Source organism: Streptomyces sp. NPDC054770 (assembly GCF_053611985.1).
The window spans coordinates 21,838-40,050 of record NZ_JBSHBL010000005.1 but is presented as its reverse complement, the minus strand read 5'-3'; the positions used below and the strand labels follow the sequence as shown (position 1 = coordinate 40,050).

At 71.1% G+C, this 18,213-nt stretch carries 12 protein-coding genes; 11 read left to right on the top strand and 1 reads right to left on the bottom strand.

The features are described 5' to 3' along the window. Positions 1-90: 90 nt before the first annotated feature. The 3 genes from ACWGKQ_RS06785 to ACWGKQ_RS06775 all read left to right on the top strand — a co-directional run bounded on the left by ACWGKQ_RS06785 (position 91) and on the right by ACWGKQ_RS06775 (position 7,662). Entirely contained in the window at positions 91-2,295 is a 2,205-nt protein-coding gene (locus tag ACWGKQ_RS06785) for an ABC transporter ATP-binding protein (protein WP_453290796.1), read from the top strand. A 269-nt stretch (positions 2,296-2,564) separates the two neighbouring features. Next, positions 2,565-7,193 carry a nucleic acid/nucleotide deaminase domain-containing protein gene (locus ACWGKQ_RS06780; RefSeq protein WP_453290795.1) on the top strand — a complete coding sequence of 1,543 codons (4,629 nt, stop codon included), beginning with the start codon at positions 2,565-2,567 and terminating at the stop codon, positions 7,191-7,193. 46 nt (positions 7,194-7,239) lie between these two features. Continuing rightward, a complete protein-coding gene (locus ACWGKQ_RS06775; protein ID WP_453290794.1) occupies positions 7,240-7,662 on the top strand; it encodes a hypothetical protein in 423 nt (140 codons plus the stop codon). A 130-nt stretch (positions 7,663-7,792) separates the two neighbouring features. Here ACWGKQ_RS06775 and ACWGKQ_RS06770 read toward each other — a convergent pair whose 3' ends face one another. Then, on the bottom strand, positions 7,793-8,962 hold the full coding sequence (locus tag ACWGKQ_RS06770; protein WP_453290793.1) for a helix-turn-helix domain-containing protein: 1,170 nt from the start codon (positions 8,960-8,962) through the stop codon (positions 7,793-7,795). 153 nt (positions 8,963-9,115) lie between these two features. On the opposite strand from ACWGKQ_RS06770, the gene ACWGKQ_RS06765 reads away from it, so the two are divergent. The 8 genes from ACWGKQ_RS06765 to ACWGKQ_RS06730 all read left to right on the top strand — a co-directional run bounded on the left by ACWGKQ_RS06765 (position 9,116) and on the right by ACWGKQ_RS06730 (position 18,206). After that, a complete protein-coding gene (locus ACWGKQ_RS06765) occupies positions 9,116-9,352 on the top strand; it encodes a hypothetical protein (protein WP_453290792.1) in 237 nt (78 codons plus the stop codon). Between the two features lie 8 nt (positions 9,353-9,360). Further along, entirely contained in the window at positions 9,361-9,552 is a 192-nt protein-coding gene (locus tag ACWGKQ_RS06760) for a hypothetical protein (RefSeq protein WP_453290791.1), read from the top strand. Between the two features lie 352 nt (positions 9,553-9,904). Further along, complete coding sequence (locus ACWGKQ_RS06755) at positions 9,905-10,756, top strand: hypothetical protein (RefSeq protein ID WP_453290790.1); 852 nt, start codon at positions 9,905-9,907, stop codon at positions 10,754-10,756. Positions 10,757-10,977: 221 nt separating this feature from the next. Beyond that, positions 10,978-11,958: an EamA family transporter gene (locus ACWGKQ_RS06750; protein ID WP_453290789.1), complete on the top strand. Its 981-nt coding sequence runs from the start codon at positions 10,978-10,980 to the stop codon at positions 11,956-11,958. A gap of 317 nt (positions 11,959-12,275) precedes the next feature. Further along, entirely contained in the window at positions 12,276-13,070 is a 795-nt protein-coding gene (locus ACWGKQ_RS06745) for a TIGR03084 family metal-binding protein (RefSeq protein ID WP_453290788.1), read from the top strand. Continuing rightward, a complete protein-coding gene (locus ACWGKQ_RS06740) occupies positions 13,067-14,758 on the top strand; it encodes an acyclic terpene utilization AtuA family protein (protein ID WP_453290787.1) in 1,692 nt (563 codons plus the stop codon). The genes ACWGKQ_RS06745 and ACWGKQ_RS06740 overlap by 4 nt, the downstream gene beginning before the upstream one ends. After that, positions 14,755-16,353 (top strand): acyl-CoA carboxylase subunit beta, encoded by a 1,599-nt coding sequence (locus ACWGKQ_RS06735; protein WP_453290786.1) that lies wholly within the window; start codon positions 14,755-14,757, stop codon positions 16,351-16,353. Before ACWGKQ_RS06740 ends, ACWGKQ_RS06735 begins: the two co-directional genes overlap by 4 nt. An 8-nt stretch (positions 16,354-16,361) precedes the next feature. Then, positions 16,362-18,206: an acetyl/propionyl/methylcrotonyl-CoA carboxylase subunit alpha gene (locus ACWGKQ_RS06730; RefSeq protein ID WP_453290785.1), complete on the top strand. Its 1,845-nt coding sequence runs from the start codon at positions 16,362-16,364 to the stop codon at positions 18,204-18,206. The last annotated feature ends 7 nt before the right edge of the window (positions 18,207-18,213 follow it).

Below are 18,213 nucleotides of genomic sequence, written 5' to 3'. Positions count from 1 at the left end.
GAAATAAAAAGGACCGACGGTGCGCCGTCGGTCCTTTTTCACTCCCTGAGTTCCAGTGATTCCGGCGTCGGAGAGCGGAGGTAGTGTGAAATGCGCGTGAAGGAGCGTGACGGCACAGAATACGAGTACGAAGTCGCGGATTCGGAATACGAGGGCGATCGCGGCGACGATGACGATGACGAGTACGAGGGCGACGAGTACGAGGACGAGTACACGCCCACCATCCCGGCCCGTGCCGCCTTCCGCCGGTTCTGGCCGCTGACCCGGGGCCTGCGCGGCTGGCTGGTGATCGTCTGGGTGTGCACGGTGATCGCCGCGCTCGCCGAGACCGAGGCCATCCTCCTCTTCAGCGACCTCACCGACAACGCCCTGCAGAAGGGCTCGCTGAGCGCCTTCTGGAGCCCGGCGGGCAAATGGCTGGCCATCGCGATCGTCGGCGCGATCGTCGCGTACGCCGGCAACTCCATGGCCGCCTGGGTCACCGAACGCTTTGTCATGCGGCTGCGCGAGCACGTCTTCGACCACGTCCAGCAGCTGCCCCCGCACTTCTTCCAGCGCCACCGCCAGGGCGACCTGCTCTCCCGCCTGACCAGCGACGTCGAGGCCATCGAGACGATGGTGGTGTCGGGCCTGGTCGGCGCCGCGTCGGCCCTGTTCAGCGCGATCTTCTACGCGGCCGCCGCGTTCTGGCTGCGCTGGGACCTGGCCGCCGCCACCTTCGTCCTGGCGCCCCTGTTCTGGCTGGCCGCGCGCCGTTTCTCCGGCTCCATCAAGGACGTGTCGAGGGAGGGCCGGGTCGCCGACGGCGCGATCACCTCCGTAGTCGAGGAGTCCCTCGGCAACATCGTGCTGACGCAGGCCTACGACCGCCGTGACGCCGAGCGCCGGCGCCTGAACGAGGAGGCGAGCGCCTGGTTCCGCGCCTCCGTCCGCTCCACCCGCCTCAACGAGGCCTACGAACAGCTCGTCCAGGTCATCGAGACCATCTGCGTCCTCGCCGTCATCGGCATCGGCGCCTGGGAGATCTCCACCGGCCGCATGACCCTCGGCCAGCTCCTCGCCTTCTCCGCCTTCCTCGGCTACCTCTACCCGCCGGTGCGCGGCCTCGCCCAGCTCGGCCTCACCGTCACCGCCGCCACGGCGGGCGCGGAACGGCTGATCGAGATCCTGGACGTGCGCCCGTCGGTCGCCGACCCCCGGCGCGGCACCGGCACCGACACCGGCCGCCCGGACGGCGCCATCGAGGTCCGCGACGTCGGCTTCCGCTACCCCGGCGCCGACCGGACCGCCCTGGAGGGCCTCTCCTTCACCGTCAGCCCCGGCGAGCTCGTGATCATCACCGGCCCCAGCGGCGCCGGCAAGTCCACCGTCTCCAAGATGCTGCTCCGCTTCTACGACCCCGACAGCGGCGAAGTCCTCCTCGACGGCGTCCCCCTCGGCGACTTCCCGCTGGCCCGGCTGCGCGAGTACATCACCCTGCTCCCGCAGGAGACCCTGGTCCTGCACGACACCGTCCGCGCCAACATCGCCTGCGGCCGGCCCGGCGCCAGCGAACAGGCCATCGAGGACGCCGCCAGGGCCGCCGACGCCCACGACTTCATCGTCCGGCTGCCCGACGGCTACGACACCAGGGTCGACCCCAACTCCGCCCGGCTCTCCGGCGGCCAGCTCCAGCGCCTGGCCATCGCCCGCGCGATCCTGCGCGACGCCCCCGTCCTCGTCCTCGACGAGCCGACCACCGGCCTGGACGCGATGGCCGCCCGCCGGGTCGTCAAACCGCTGCGCCGCCTGATGACCGGCCGCACCACCATCATGATCACCCACGACCTCAACCTCGCCCCCGACGCCGACCGCATCCTCGTGGTCGACCGCGGCCGCATCGTCGAGACCGGCCGCCACGACGAACTCCTCGCCCGCGGCGGCGCCTACTCCCGGCTGCACCGCTCCCAGAACAACGCGGTGATGGACACCGGCGAACTGCGGCTGCCGCTGTTCACGGACCAGGGCATCGCCGCCGCACCGGAGGCGATGCCCCAGACCACCTACGCGGCGGCACAGGGCGGCGGGGACGGCGGGTACGCCTACCAGCAGCCGTACGGGAACATGTACGACCACAACGTGTACGCGGCCGCGGGGCTATGGCCCCAGCCCATGTACGAGGCCCATATGGAGGTTCCCAGGGAGCCTCACATGGAGGCCGCCCACATGGACGTCGGCTACGGGGCGAACGTACCCACCACGCTCCCCGACGGCCGGCCCCTGTTCCGCGACGAGGAGCCCTGGCCGGGCATCTGAGCCGCCGTCGACGCGGACCTCCGCCGAGGCGAGGCCGGCGCCTGCAAGTCGTCGCCCGGTCTTTTCCCGGTTGCCATTTCTTCACACGAACTACATATTGTGTCGTGACCATGATCAATGCCCTGTTCGGGGTTCGGCTGCGGCGGAACCCTCTGGGCTGCCAAGTGGGCGACGGGGGGCTGTTGCCGCAGGCGGGGGATTTCGTCATGCCGTGACACGGTGTTGGTCTCGCGCTGCGCGCCTGAACAGGTCTCTTGTCCGCCTCCGCCATGGAGAAGGGCACTTCCTTGCGATTCAGACGTCCGTACAGACCCTTTCACCGCTCTCCGGCAGCCGAGCCGGAACCGGCTTCGGGGGCCTCACCCGGTAACCGGCGCGCGCGGCGACGCCGCGTCAACGGCTCCGCCGTCCCACTGCTCGTCATCACCGCGGTTCTCGGCGGACTGCTCGGTGCCCGACCCGCATTGACGGAGCCTGCCACGGCGAACGTGGCGGACAGCTACGACGGCTTCGACGCCGCGGCGGCTGAGCAACTGCGCCAGGACCAGTGCCTGATGTCCGACGCGCTGCGGGTCGGCGGCACCTCCACGGTCCCGCTGGCGCAGAACGCGCTGAACCAGAGCGCCGATCAACTGCACACCGCCGCCGACCGCGAGTACTGGAACGACACGCCCCTGTCGACCGCGTTCCAGCAGGACCGGGACGCCATCGACGCGGCGAGCGACGTACTGCCCACCCGGCTCGCGGCCTGGCAGACACCGCTCAAGGGCCTGTCCGTCCCTGCCGGCTTCGCCACCGACGCCGAGTTCTACTGGCCGCCGGGCGTCCCCTCCACCACCGACGACTTCTTCGACCAGGTGGGCTACGGGAAGTGGCTCGGCGAGCAGTGGTGGAAGACCGAGGGCGACCTCTACAAGGACCCCACCGCGCGGGCCGACGACGCCACCGTCCAGGCCGTGAAGGACCTGGGGACGCCGCTGTACGGGACGGTCGATCCGTCGCTGCCCACGCAGCAGTGGCAGCAGGCCTACGCCGAGCACCAGGCGTTCGACCAGCTGGTCAGCGGCTCCGGCGGGACCGGCGCCGACGACGCCCGGATGTTCCTGTCCTCCGGCGGCTTCCCGCGTACCGCCGCCGAACCGGGCAGTCTGGAGTTCCGGATCGCAGTCGAGGACCTGAAGGCCCGGTTCGCGGCATGCGCCTGGCGCAATCCGATCGACCCGAACAAGGTCCTGGGCCAGGAGGTCGCCACCGCCTCGGCGGAATGGCAGCAGGAACTGGCCTCACAGGCCGTCCAGCGCAACCAGATCCTCGACGCCGACACCGCCGCCACCAAGGCGCTCACCACGACCGCGCAGGCGCTCGGTGAGATGCTCGGCCAGTCCTGGATCGCCGACCACCTGGCCCGCTGGCAGGACTACTGGTCCGCGGGGGGCGCCGGCTGGATCGGTGACAGCCCGATGGCCATCCACGTCCACGGATCCTCCGACAAGTGCCTGGAGGTCGGCGGGAATTCGACCGCCAACGCCGCCATCGTGCAGATCTACACCTGCAACGGCGGTGCCGGCCAGCAGTGGCGGATCTCCGGCGACACACTGGTCAACGTCAACTCCGGCAAGTGCCTGGTGCCGAAGGCCTCCGCAAGCGCGGACGGCACGGCGCTGGTGCAGGGCTCCTGCACCGTCAGCAGCACCAGTGCCAACCGGTGGAAGTACAACCCGCACGCCACCACGCCGCTCACGAACATCGGCAACGGCAAGTGCCTGAACCTGGCGTCGTACACCAACAGCCAGGACGCCACCCTGGCGACCTGCTCCGGCGGTGCCTTCCAGAAGCTGGACATCGTCCCGGTCGGGCACAACGGCACCGACGACCTCGACTACCCGACGACGGCCCAGTTCATCGCGGCCACCAAGGGCATCGCGGACGCCCAGGCCGCCGCACAGACCCAGCTGACGCTGATCCAGAAGCAGGCACAGGCCGCCACCTCCGCCGCCACCGGCACCGACACGTCTCTCAACGCCGCCTACGCGATCGCCGACCAGGCGGGCGAGCCCCGGGGCCGGGGTCTGCTGGTCGGTCTGCAGAAGGCACAGGTGACCAAGGCGTCGGCAGCCGCGATCAACGCGATGCAGGCCGCCGCCCAGACCGCGCTCTCGGCGACCAAGGCGTCCGCGGCGGACAGTGCGACCATCGCCGCCCGCGCCGTGACCCAGGCCGCTGCCTCGACGGCGGCGTTCCGCAACGCGGCCGCCGAGGCGGCGAAGGAGCAGGCGAAGGCCGCCGCCGACGCCGCCGCGGTCCAGGCCGGCAACGCCAAGGCCGCCCGCGACACCGCCAAGGCCAAGCTGGCCGTGGCCGTACAGGCGGAGACGGACGCGAAGGCCGCCGCGGCCACCGCGCACGCCCGCCGCCTTGACGCGGAGGCCGAGGAGGCCACCGCCAAGGCGGAGAAGGAGACCGCCGCCCAGAAGCAGGCGGAGGCCGCCGAGCACAAGACCAAAGCGCAGGACTACGCGAGCCAGGCGGAGGACGCCAAGGACAAGGCCGAGGCGGCCGACGCCACCGCCACCGAGAAGCGGCAGGCCGCGGAGACCGCCTCGGACAAGGCGAAGGACCTGCGCGACGACGCCTGGGACGCCAAGCAGAAGGCGGACGCGGCGCGCGCCAAAGCCGACGCCAAGGACGCCTTCGCGCAGGCACACGAGTCCGACGACCAGGCACAGTCGTCCCGGCAGGCCGCGGACGACGCGGACGCCGCCGCCGACGATGCGGAGAGCGCCGCGGCATCGGCCCGCTCGGAGGCGGACGCGGCCACCCAGGCCGCGGCCGACGCCGACGCGGCCGCCACCCGCGCGGAGGCCGCGGCCAAGCGGGCCCACGCCGATGCCGACGCCGCGAAGGCCGCGAAGGAGGACGCGGACGCCGCCGTCGCCACCGCGACCAGCGCCGCCGCCGACGCCATCGCCGCGTCCAAGACGGCCGCCACCGCGGCGAGCGCCGCGGTGAAACTCGCCGACGAGGCAGAGGCGCACGCCGCCGACGCCAAGTCACAGGCCGACGCGGCCAACACGGCCGCCCAGACCGCGATCGCCGGCGCCAACGTCGCCTCCGGGCACGCCTACGCCGCCTCCCAGGCCGCCGTCGACGCGGGCAACGCCGCCCGCCAGGTGGCCGCTCCCGCCAACGACGCCGTCCAGCTCGGCGCCCCCTATGTCACCACCGACTCCGCTGCCGGCCTCGCCGTCCTGACGGGGCAGTCCAGCAAGACGATCGCCGAGCAGCAGCAGGCCGTCGCGGAGGCCCACGCCCAGAACGCCCAGGAGGCCGCCGCCCAGGCGGCAAGCACCGCCAACGCGGCCACCGGCGACGCCAAGGCCGCCTACACCCTGGCCGCCGAGGCCGCCGGATACGCGGCCGACGCCCGCGCCTCCGCGAAGCAGGCCCTGGACTACTCCGCCGAAGCCGCCGGATACGCCTCCCAGGCCGCCCAGTCCCTCGCCCGCACCATCGCCTACGACAAGCAGGCCACCGACGACGCCAAGGCCGCCGACGACGCCGCCGGCCGCGCCGACGGCTACGCCACGCAGGCCCGCGACTCCGCCGACGCCGCCGCCCTCGACGCCCAGGCCGCCCGCGATGCCGCCAGCCAGGCGGAACAGGCGGCCACGGACGCCCGGGCCGCCGCCAAGGACGCCGACGCCCAGGCCACCGCGGCCGAAGAAGCCGCCAAGGACGCCCAGAAGTACGCCGAATCCGCCCAGCAGGCGGCCGACGAGGCCGAAAAGGCGGCGAACGCTCAGCAGATCGAGACGGGCACAGTTCCCGACGAGACCGGTTCGCTGATCGGCGGCATGTTCTACGTCGTCGACCACTACGAGAACATCGGCGACCCGAAGGTCCTGGACAAGACCGGCGGCTGCGACGGATGGATCAACCATCTCGCCTACCGCGGTGACTGCACCATCACCGCTGAGATCGCCTACAAGGCCATCCTCGACCTCTACCTCTGCACCGACGAGGACTTGGGCGCGTCGCAGTACACGTGCCCCACCGACGACACGGTCTTCCTCGGTGAGTACCCGACCGACAAGATGACCACCAAGGTCACCCACACCATCACGATCGCCGAATACCAGGAGAACGTCGACCCGATCGACATCCTCTTCGGCAACTGGATCAAGTGCGCCCAGAAGATCAATCCGGGCGGTGCGAACGGAAGCCTGACCGGATGCGCCTGGGCCGCCCTGGACGTGGCGAGCCTCTTCGCGGGCAAGATACTCCGCCCCATCGCGGACGCCGTCCGCGCCGTGGACGCCGCCGCGCGGACCGGGATCGGCTTCGCCGACGCCTACAACGCCCTGCGCGCACTGGGCCTGCCTGAGGCCGTCGTCGCCGACGTAGGGGCCCGCGGACTCGAAGATCTCGTCGAGTCCTGCACCAGAACCGGAGCACGAGCGCTTGTCGCACCCCTGGCAGCCACGGTCGACGGCTGCCCCACGAACATCATCAGGTACAACAGCGATGAACTGAGCCGCATGGCCTACAAGTTCAGGGTCGAGTCCGGATTCTACGATGCCGACCACAATGTCGCCGTCGCGCGGGTGCCGGGATGGAACGATCCCAAAACCGGTGACCTCGTCGTTGGCAGCAGTGGCTGGAGCGGCCATTCGGAGACCGAGATTCTCGACCAGCTGGCTGCGAAGGGGTTCGACGCCAAGGACATCACCGCTCTGTACACTGAGCGATCGCCTTGTGGCGCGTGCGCCTCGGAACTGGCCGACGCTCTCAAGCCCGGCACACCGATCACTTATTCAGTCCCGTACGACCCCGCCTGGGGTAGTGCGGCGAAGGAAGTTCTGGCCAAATACGTCAAACAGGCCGGCGGCGGCGCGTGAGGCGTCGCCTGACAGGCGAAGAACAGAACGAGAGAGCGAGAAGCGAGTGAGCACGCGCGGATTCGGCATACCGCCGAAAGCATCACCGGACGTCATCGCCGCACGAAATGCACTGGCTGACAAGGTGTACCGGGAACTGGAGCGGGGCGGGCTTCCCGTCCATCGGGGCGACGTCGAAGGCGACTCGTCACCCGAGACGTCCGGCACGCGCGTGCACGTCGACCCGTCCACAGGTGGTGGCGTCTTTGTCGAATGGCGTACGGGTGAAGATCTGAGAGCCGCTGCTGTGGAGACTCTCGAAAGGGGCGACTTCTCAAGCATCCCTACGGCGCTCCGGCATTACGAAACTGTCGTCCAGTTCATGGCCGATGCTCTCGCGGGAATTCTGGACTCGGCGGGATTCGAGGTGGAAGGGGCCGATCCGTACACACACGGGAGAGCGGTTTTCGTCAAGGGCATCCACGCATGATGCGCCCCTGATTTCCGACGGCAGGCTGCCCAAGCCGAGTCCCCACGGCTTCGGCAGCCTGGCCCGCGACCGCGTTCGGCGGACTGGGCTGTTGCGTGACGGCGTCTGTGTCGAGCTTGGCTTCCTGGGGTCAGAAAGGCACGCCAGCCCGCTTGGCAAGGCGTGTCAGCCTCGGGTTGCTGCGGCGGTGCAGTGAGGTCAGCACGCGCATCAGCTCCTGGCTCGTCGGGTGGACCCGGGCCATCTCGGGGGCGATGTTCCACGCTTCTTCAAGGGCTTCGAGGGCGGAGTCCCGGTCGCCCAGGGCCAGATGCGAACGTCCCAGGTTCATGTGCAGCGGACCGATACGGGTCGCGGGCAGTGAGGTGCCTTCCCGGATGAGGTCGTCAGCCGTGTCCAGCGCTCGGCGGTGCTGGTCCATGTCGGAGTACGTCGAGATGACGTGGGTGGCGGTCTGGTCCGGCCCGAAGTGAATGCCGTGTTCGTCGGCGTCCGCGCCGTACTCCTCGGCCGTCCGCCATGCCGCCCGGATGTGCTCCCCGACGGCGGCCTCGTCCTTGAGCCGACTGGCCAGAGTGAGCCCTCTCAAGTGCAGGATGCCCAGGCCGAACGCGCGGTCGCGTCCCTCAAGTGTCGACTCAGCCTCCACGATCGCGCGGTCGACGATCGCCATTCCGCCCGCGAAGTCTCCCGAGTTGAGAAAGGTCCCGGCCTCGTCCCGGGCAGCCACCGTGGCGGCGATCGGGTGCGCGCGCTCCGAGGCCAGCCTCTGCTTCATGACGGCCAGTTCGGCCAGGTGCATCCAACGGAAGCGGGCCGCCAGCCAGTACACCACCGAATAGGTGTCGGCGACCCGGGCCCACGCGTCAGGTGACTGCGTGGCATGGGCGTAGTTGGTCGACTTCGCCAGCACCCCGGGCAACTCCTGAAGGACTGCCCCCAGCTCGGTGCGGTAGCGGAGCTCGTTCAGCCGGTCCAGTTCGCGCGGGAGGTCCTCGGGATGCGGTGGCGGGGCGTCCGGGATGTCGAAACGCCGGATGGCGTAGTTGAGGGCGGCCAGGCTCGCCTCGTCCGTCTTGGCGACGGGTTCCGTGCCCAACAGCTCGTCGAGCGTGAGCCCCATGGCCTGTGCGAGGGAGGCGGCGATGCCCTGCGTGAGGGCGCGGTCGCCGATCTCGATCTTGCTGAGCAGGGAAACCGACACGCCCGCCCGCCGGGCAAGAGCGACCTGGCTGAGGCCGCGCGCCTTGCGGCATACGGCCACGTTCGTACCGGGTCCGGGAATCCTGATCGCGCTCATCCTGTACGTCTTCCCCGCTCGACGTCCGTTGCGTCCCATCGTCTCACTCCGCCCCTCCCGCACCCGGCCGTTGTGCAAGCGCTGTGCAAGTTGGCTTCGCACGGCGGCAGTTCTCTTGGATGACACAGGCATGCCCAGGTGGGACGAGGACGCATGACACAGGTTGAGAAGCCAGCAACGGTGGTCGATCACGGCACCCTGCCGTACCCGCAGGGCACGCTCGTCGAGGACAGTGTCTCGGGACGCACCGGTGAGCTCCGGGGCGTGATCGAGGAACGTCTGAAGCAGACCGGACGGGTCATCAGCCGCACCGCGTACATCCGCCCGCAAGGGGGTGGCATCGAGTGGGACACCCCTTTGGACCACGTCCGGCGCGCCGGGACCGATTAAGCGTTCCGATGAAGCGCGCGGCCCTCGTGGTCCCCGGTGACGTGATCGGTTACGAGGGTCAGTGGCGCAGGGTGAAGACGGTGACGGGCGCCCGGGGACCGATGGGCGGACTGGCGATCGTGCTCACCTGGGAGGAGGGCGGCACCGCCCGCTTCCCCAGCGGGGACGAACTCCTCCTCGGCGAGCAGGACGCCGACTGACCCGGCCTTTCACGGGTGAGCGGTACAGACGGGCACGTCGCCGGCCGCTGAGGCGTTGTGCAGGAGCTGCCATGGGGACCGGACGCATACGGAGGCGCGGATATATAGAGGCTGACTACGGCTCGCCCGTCCCAACCACACTTCCCGGCGGCCGCCACCTGTTCTCCGCGACGAGAAGCCCTGGCCGGGCAGACGAGCCTTGCGAGTGCTGATTGCCTGTCAAAAGCATCCTGTTACACACTTATTGCACAAAGGATCTTCAAGGGTTCTCCATCCGATTTGTACGCTGCGTGGGTCCATGGCCCGGCGGGGCGAGACCCCGGCGGGCCTTTCGCGATCCCAGGAGATTCACATGCACATACGTGTCGCGGCCACCGTTCTCTCGGGCGCGGTCGTCCTGTCCGCACTCGCTGTTCCGGTGGCCGCTCAGGCGGCGGAACGTTCCGGCGCGCAGGATGGACTCGCCTCCTTCTCCGCCAAGACCGTTCACCCGGAGGACGCGCAGGGGAACATCAAGTTCTCGAAGGGCGTCGTCAATGGCGGCAAGGACATCGTCCTCGGTACCACCACCAAGAAGTCCGTCACCGCCACCTACACCGCCACCAGCGACAACGGCGTCGCGCTGACGGTGGCCGCCCTCTGGCAGGGCACCGACAGCTCCAGCGCGGCCGGCGTCACCGGCGAACTGGACACCGACGACGACCCCAACTGCGTCGAGTCGACCACCCAGACCGGCGTCTACAGCTGCAAGGCCGTCTTCAACATCGACGCGGCCACCGATCTGAAGAACAACGGTGCCGCCGGCACCTGGAAGCTGTTTCTCGGCGGCTTCGACCTCTCCGCGAACGCCAGCGTCGACGACAACGTCGCCACCACCAAGATCAAGAAGGCGTCCAAGCTGACCGTCAACGCCACCCCGGAGCCGGTGAAGAAGGGTAAGACCATCACCGTCACCGGCAAGCTGACGCGCGCCAACTGGAACACCGGCACGTACGCGGGTTACGCGTCGCAGAAGGTGCAGCTGCAGTTCCGCAAGAAGGGCAGCACCACCTACACCACCCTCAAGACCATCACCGCCGGCACCGGCGGCGCCCTCAAGACCACCACCAAGGCCACCGTCGACGGCTACTACCGCTACTCCTTCGCCACCAACGCCACCACCGGCGCCGCGACGGCGACGGGTGACTACGTCGACGTGAAGTAACGCCCGGCCGCCCCCCGGACTTCTGAAGATTCGTTTCACTGTCGTTCGGCCTCGCCCCGCACCGGGGGCGAGGCCGAACGCGTGTCGACGCCGGTGCCGGCTCCACGGCTCGGCATCTCAGCATCCAGGACAGCTCCATAAGGGGTTCACGCGCCTGTCGAAGTCCATTACCCTGGACTGATAAGTGCATCGTAGTGAACGACGAATCCCCTGGACCGCCCGTGACCACCCCCAGCACCTCACAGCAGCCGACGTCGGTGCCCGCCCCCGCCCCGGTGTCCGCGTCCGCCGCTCCCGGCGGCCCGGGCCGGTTCGGCTCGCTCGGTCCCGTCGGGCTGGTGCTGGCCGGCGGGATCTCCGTGCAGTTCGGCGGTGCCCTCGCGGTGACCCTGATGCCCCGGGCGGGCGCGCTCGGCGTGGTGACACTGCGGCTCCTCGCGGCCGCCGTGATCCTGCTCGTCGTCTGCCGGCCCCGGCTGCGCGGCCACTCCCGCACCGACTGGGGCACGGTGATCGTCTTCGGCGCCACCATGGCTGCGATGAACGGTCTCTTCTACCAGTCCCTCGACCGCATCCCGCTGGGCACCGCCGTCACCCTGGAGGTGCTGGGCCCGCTCGCCCTGTCCGTGCTGACCTCCCGGCGCGCGATCAACGCACTGTGGGCCGGACTGGCCCTGGCCGGTGTCTTCCTGCTCGGCGGCGGAGGCTTCGGCGACCTCGACCCCATAGGTATCGCCTTCGCCCTGGGGGCCGGCGCCATGTGGGCCACCTACATCGTCTTCAGCGCCCGCACCGGCCGCCGCTTCCCGCAGGCCGACGGCCTCGCCCTGGCCATGGCGGTCGCGGCGCTGCTGTTCCTCCCGCTGGGCATCGTCGAGGCCGGCAGCAGGCTCCTGAACCCGACCACGATCGCCCTCGGCTCGTCGGTCGCGGTCCTCTCCTCGGTCCTGCCCTACACCCTCGAACTCCTCGCCCTGCGCCGCCTTCCCGCCCACACCTTCGCCGTCCTCATGAGCCTGGAACCGGCCATCGCCGCCACCGCCGGCTTCCTCGTCCTCGGCCAGGCCCTGAAGGCCACCGAGGCGGCCGCCATCGCCCTCGTCATCGCGGCGAGCATCGGCGCGGTCCGCTCCCAGGTGGGAAGCCGCCGTCGGCAGCCGGCGACCGTCGCTCAGCCGGAGGGGAACGGCAGCGCGACCTGACGGCCGACGGACTGCACGTCGGCCGCCCGCCCGGGACGGGCGTGAACACCACCCCGAGGCGACCGGGCCCGGCACGCCACCGACGCCCGCCTCCGGCAGGCCGCCGACGTCCGCCTCCGGCAGGCCGCCGACGTCCGCCTCCGGCAGGCCGCCGACGTCCGCCTCCGGCACGCCACCGACGCCCGCCTCCGGCAGGCCGCCGACGTCCGCCTCCGGCACGCCACCGACGTCGACTTCCGGTCGCGGGCCCGCTGCGGACTTCCAAATTCATGCAAGCATGCTTGATTGTTTCCGGGCTCGCTGCCATGCTCCTCCCCATGTCCGACCCGACGCCCGTCATCGACGACCTGCGTGAGGAGAGTGCGGAACTCGACCGGCTGGTAGCCGAGTTGGGAGCCGAGCAGTGGACTCTCGCCACCCCCGCGCCCCGCTGGACCGTCGCCCACCAGATCGCCCACCTCGCCTGGACCGACCACTCCTCGCTGCTGGCCGTGACCGATCAGGACGCCTTCGCCCGTGAGGTCGAGAAGGCGCTGACCCAGCCCGGGGACTTCGTGGACAACGGGGCCGAGGAAGGCGCCGCCAAGCCCCCCGCACAGCTGCTGGCGGACTGGCGGGCGGGGCGCGAGGCCCTGGACCAGGCACTGCGCGCGGCGCCCGCCCGGGCGCGTTTCCCCTGGTACGGCCCCCCTATGTCGGTCGCCTCCATGGCCACCGCCCGGCTGATGGAGACCTGGGCACACGGCCTGGACATCGCCGACGCGCTGGGCGTGACCCGCACCCCCACCGACCGGCTCCGGCACATCGCCCGCCTCGGCGTCCGCACCCGCGACTTCGCCTTCGGCGTGCACGGACAGCCCGTGCCGTTCGAGGAGTTCCGCGTCGAACTGACCGCCCCCTCCGGCGAACTGTGGACATACGGCCCCGAGGACGCCGACGACCGCGTCACCGGCCCGGCCCTCGACTTCTGCCTCCTGGTCACCCAGCGCGCCCACCGCGCCGACCTCGCCCTCGAGGCCACCGGCCCGGACGCCGACCGCTGGCTGGACATCGCCCAGGCGTTCGCGGGCCCGCCCGGCCCCGGCCGCACCCCGAAGGGCGGCACCCCGTGACCCTGCGCATAGGCAACGCCTCCGGCTTCTACGGCGACCGCTTCGACGCGCTGCGCGAGATGCTCACCGGCGGCGAACTCGACGTCGTCACCGGCGACTACCTCGCCGAGCTGACCATGCTCATCCTCGGCCGCGACCGGCTCAAGGACCCCGGCGCCGGATACGCCCGCACCTTCCTGCGCCAGCTGGAGGACTGCCTGGGCCTGGCCCGGGAGCGGGGCGTGCGGATCGTCACCAACGCCGGCGGCCTGAACCCGGCCGGACTCGCCGACGCCGTACGGCAGCTGGCCGACCGGCTCGGCATACCGGTGCGCGTCGCACATGTGGAGGGCGACGACCTGACCGCCGTCCACCCCGGCAGCCTCGCCGCCCACGCCTACCTCGGCGGCTTCGGGATCGCCGAGTGCCTGCGGGCCGGCGCCGACATCGTGGTCACCGGCCGGGTCACCGACGCGGCCCTGGTCACCGGGCCCGCCGCCGCCCACTTCGGCTGGCAGCCGGGGGAGTACGACCGGCTCGCGGGCGCCGTCGTCGCCGGGCACGTCCTGGAGTGCGGCACCCAGGCCACCGGCGGCAACTACGCCTTCTTCGCCGAAGCGGCGGCCGCGGGCCGCGACCTGCGCCGCCCCGGCTTCCCGCTCGCCGAACTCCACGAGGACGGCAGCTGCGTCATCACCAAGCACTCCGGCACCGGCGGCTTCGTCGACGTCGGCACGGTCACCGCCCAGCTCCTCTACGAGACCGGCGGCGCCCGGTACGCGGGCCCCGACGTCACCGCCCGCCTGGACACCGTCCGGCTGAGCCAGGACGGCCCGGACCGGGTGCGGATCGAGGGCGTACGGGGCGAGGCACCGCCCCCCACCCTCAAGGTCGGCCGCAACCGTCTGGGCGGCTTCCGCAACGAGGTCGTCTTCGTGCTCACCGGACTCGACATCGAGGCCAAGGCCGCCCTGGTACGGGAGCAGATGGCCGACGCACTCGCCAAGTCCCCGCCGTCCGGGATCCGCTGGGAGCTGGTCCGCACCGACCGCCCCGACGCGGACACCGAGGAGACCGCCAGCGCGCTGCTGCGGCTCGTCGTACGGGACCGGGACCAGGAGACCGTCGGCCGGGCGCTCGGCGCGGCCGCCGTGGAACTGGCGCTCGCCAGCTACCCCGGCTTCCATGTGCTCGCACCACCCGGGAAGGGCGCCCCCTATGGGGTCTTCGAGGATGTGTACGTCCCCCAGGGCGAGGTGCCCCATGTGGCCGTCCTCCATGACGGGCGCCGGATCGCCGTGCCGCCGGCCCAGGACACCCTCGTACTCCAGGACCCGCCCGAACCACCGCTGCCCGAGCCGTACCCGGCCGGTGGCCCCACCCGGCAGGCGCCCCTCGGGCTCGTCGCCGGGGCCCGCAGCGGCGACAAGGGCGGCAACGCCAACGTCGGCGTCTGGGCGCGCTCGGACGAGGCCTGGCGCTGGCTCGCGCACACCCTGACCGCCGACACCTTCCGCCGACTGCTCCCCGAGACCGCCGAGCTGCCGGTCACCCGGCACATCCTCCCCGGCCTCCGCGCCCTCAACTTCACCGTAGAGGGCGTGCTCGGCGAGGGGGTGGCCGCCCAGCACCGTTTCGACCCCCAGGCCAAGGCCCTCGGCGAATGGCTCCGCTCCCGCCACCTGGACATCCCGGAGGCCCTGCTGTGACGGTCATCGAGACCACCCTCGACACGAACACCCCCGACCACCGGGCGAACCGCGAGGCCATGCTCGCCAAGCTCACCGACCTGGAGGCCGAGCACGCCAAGGCGCTCGCGGGCGGCGGCGAGAAGTACGTCGCCCGGCACCGGGGGCGCGGCAAGCTCCTGGCCCGCGAGCGCATCGAACTCCTCCTCGACCCCGACACCCCCTTCCTGGAGCTGTCCCCGCTGGCCGCCTGGGGCAGCGACTACGCCGTCGGCGCCTCGCTGGTCACCGGCATCGGGATCGTCGAGGGCGTGGAGTGCCTGATCACCGCCAACGACCCGACCGTGCGCGGCGGGGCCAGCAACCCCTGGTCGCTGAAGAAGGCCCTGCGCGCCAACGACATCGCCCTCGCCAACCGGCTGCCCTGCATCAGCCTGGTCGAGTCCGGCGGCGCCGACCTGCCCTCCCAGAAGGAGATCTTCATCCCGGGCGGCGCCATCTTCCGCGACCTCACCCGCCTCTCGGCCGCAGGCATCCCCACCATCGCCGTCGTCTTCGGCAACTCCACCGCCGGCGGCGCCTACATCCCCGGCATGTCCGACCACGTGATCATGGTCAAGGAGCGCGCGAAGGTCTTCCTCGGCGGACCGCCCCTGGTGAAGATGGCCACCGGCGAGGAGAGCGACGACGAGTCGCTGGGCGGCGCGGAGATGCACGCGCGCGTGTCGGGCCTCGCCGACCACTTCGCCGTCGACGAACCGGACGCGCTCCGGCAGGCCCGGCGCGTGGTCGCCCGCCTCAACCACCGCAAGGCCCACCCCGACCCCGGCCCCGCCGAACCGCCCAAGTACCCGGCCGACGAGCTCCTGGGCATCGTCCCCGGCGACCTCAAGATCCCCTTCGACCCGCGCGAGGTGATCGCCCGCCTGGTCGACGCCTCCGACTTCGACGAGTTCAAGCCGCTGTACGGCACCAGCCTCGCCACCGGCTGGGCGAGCCTGCACGGCTACCCGGTCGGCATCCTGGCGAACGCGCAGGGCGTGCTGTTCAGCCAGGAGTCCCAGAAGGCAGCCCAGTTCATCCAGTTGGCGAACCAGCGGGACATTCCCCTTCTCTTCCTCCACAACACCACCGGCTACATGGTCGGCAAGGAGTACGAGCAGGGCGGCATCATCAAGCACGGCGCGATGATGATCAACGCGGTCAGCAACAGCCGCGTCCCGCACCTCTCCGTCCTCATGGGCGCCTCCTACGGCGCCGGGCACTACGGCATGTGCGGACGCGCCTACGACCCCCGCTTCCTGTTCGCCTGGCCCAGCGCCAAGTCCGCCGTCATGGGCCCGCAGCAGCTCGCCGGCGTCCTCTCGATCGTCGCCCGCCAGTCGGCCGCCGCGAAGGGCCAGCCCTACGACGACGACGGCGACGCGGCCCTGCGCGCCATGGTCGAGCAGCAGATCGAGTCCGAGTCGCTGCCCACGTTCCTGTCCGGGCGGCTGTACGACGACGGCGTCATCGACCCGCGCGACACCCGCACCGTCCTCGGCCTGTGCCTGTCCGCCATCCACACCGCCCCCTACGAAGGCGCGCGGGGCGGCTTCGGCGTCTTCCGGATGTGAGGGACCACATGATTTCGACCCTGCTGGTCGCCAACCGCGGCGAGATCGCCTGCCGGATCTTCCGCACCTGCGCCGAACTCGGCATCAGGACCGTCGCCGTGCACTCCGACGCCGACGAGAACGCACTCCACGCGCGCGTGGCCGACACCGCCGTACGGCTGCCGGGCGCCACACCCGCCGACACCTACCTGCGCGCCGACCTGGTGGTGAAGGCCGCCGTGAGCGCCGGCGCGGACGCCGTGCACCCCGGCTACGGCTTCCTCTCCGAGAACGCCGACTTCGCACGGGCCGTCCTCGACGCCGGCCTGGTCTGGATCGGACCGCCCCCCGAAGCCATCGAGGCGATGGCGTCCAAGACCCGCGCCAAGGAGCTGATGGGCATCGCCCCCCTGGGCGAGGTGGCCGAGTCCGACCTGCCCGTGCTGGTCAAGGCGGCCGCCGGCGGCGGCGGGCGCGGCATGCGCATCGTGCGCCGCCTCGACGAACTGGGCGCCGCACTGGAAGGCGCACGCGCCGAGGCCGCCAGCGCATTCGGCGACGGCGAGGTCTTCGTCGAGCCCTACCTCGAACGCGGCCGCCACGTCGAGGTGCAGATCCTCGCCGACACCCACGGCACGGTGTGGCCGCTCGGCACCCGCGACTGCTCACTCCAGCGCCGACACCAGAAGGTCATCGAGGAAGCACCGGCACCCGGACTCCCCGAAGGCCTGGTGAAGGAACTGCACGCGCAGGCCGTACGAGCCGCCCGCTCCGTCGCCTACGTCGGCGCCGGCACCGTCGAGTTCCTCGTCGCCGACGGCCGGGCGCACTTCCTGGAGATGAACACCCGCCTCCAGGTCGAACACCCCGTCACCGAGGCCGTCTTCGACCTCGACCTGGTCGCGGAACAGATCCGCGTCGCCGAGGGCCACGCCCTGCCCCTCGACCCGCCACGCGCGCGTGGCCACGCGATCGAGGCCCGCCTCTACGCCGAGGACCCCGCCCGGGACTGGGCCCCGCAGACCGGCACCCTGCACCGCCTCGCCGTACCGGACAGCATCCGCCTGGACACCGGCTACACCGACGGCGACGAGATCGGCGTCCACTACGACGCGATGCTCGCGAAAGCCGTCGCCCACGCCCCCACCCGCGCGGAGGCCCTCCGCAAACTGGTCCACGCGCTCGAGAACACCACCCTGCACGGCCCCACCACCAACCGCGACCTCCTCATCCGCTCCCTGCGCCACGAGGAGTTCACGACGGCCCGCATGGACACGGGCTTCTACGACCGCCACCTCCCCGAACTGACAGCACCCGCCCCCGACCCGCACGCCCCCCTCGCCGCCGCCCTGGCCGACGCCCACGGCCGCTCCCGCTTCGGCGGCTGGCGCAACCTGCCCTCCAGGCCCCAGACCAAGCGCTACCTGATGGCCGGCGAGGAGCACGAGGCCCACTACCGGCACACCCGCGAGGGCCTCACGGCAGACGGCGTACGGGTCGTGCACGCGGACGCCCGTCTGGTCGTACTCGACATCGACGGCGTCCACCGCAAGTTCGAGGTGTCGCGATACGGCAACCAGATCCACGTCAACAACACCCCCCTCACCGCCCTGCCCCGCTTCCCCGATGCCAAGGCTCAGTTGGCACCGGGGTCCTTGCTGGCACCGATGCCGGGGACGGTGGTCCGGATCGCCGAGGGCCTGGCCGAGGGAGCGACGGTCGAGGCCGGCCAGCCCCTGCTGTGGCTGGAGGCGATGAAGATGCAGCACGTCATCGCTGCTCCAGCGACGGGAAAGCTTGAGGTCCTCCACGTGACCGAGGGCCAACAGGTAGAGCCCGGCACTCTACTGGCGGTAGTGCAAGTGCCCCTTTAGGGGCGCG

Coding starts and splice junctions, on each gene's coding strand:
- ACWGKQ_RS06770 (WP_453290793.1), bottom strand. CDS start 8,962: ATGAGCGCGATCAGGATTCCCGGACCCGGTACGAACGTGGCCGTATGC.
- ACWGKQ_RS06730 (WP_453290785.1), top strand. CDS start 16,362: ATGATTTCGACCCTGCTGGTCGCCAACCGCGGCGAGATCGCCTGCCGG.
- ACWGKQ_RS06780 (WP_453290795.1), top strand. CDS start 2,565: ATGGAGAAGGGCACTTCCTTGCGATTCAGACGTCCGTACAGACCCTTT.
- ACWGKQ_RS06765 (WP_453290792.1), top strand. CDS start 9,116: ATGACACAGGTTGAGAAGCCAGCAACGGTGGTCGATCACGGCACCCTG.
- ACWGKQ_RS06755 (WP_453290790.1), top strand. CDS start 9,905: ATGCACATACGTGTCGCGGCCACCGTTCTCTCGGGCGCGGTCGTCCTG.
- ACWGKQ_RS06745 (WP_453290788.1), top strand. CDS start 12,276: ATGTCCGACCCGACGCCCGTCATCGACGACCTGCGTGAGGAGAGTGCG.
- ACWGKQ_RS06760 (WP_453290791.1), top strand. CDS start 9,361: ATGAAGCGCGCGGCCCTCGTGGTCCCCGGTGACGTGATCGGTTACGAG.
- ACWGKQ_RS06785 (WP_453290796.1), top strand. CDS start 91: ATGCGCGTGAAGGAGCGTGACGGCACAGAATACGAGTACGAAGTCGCG.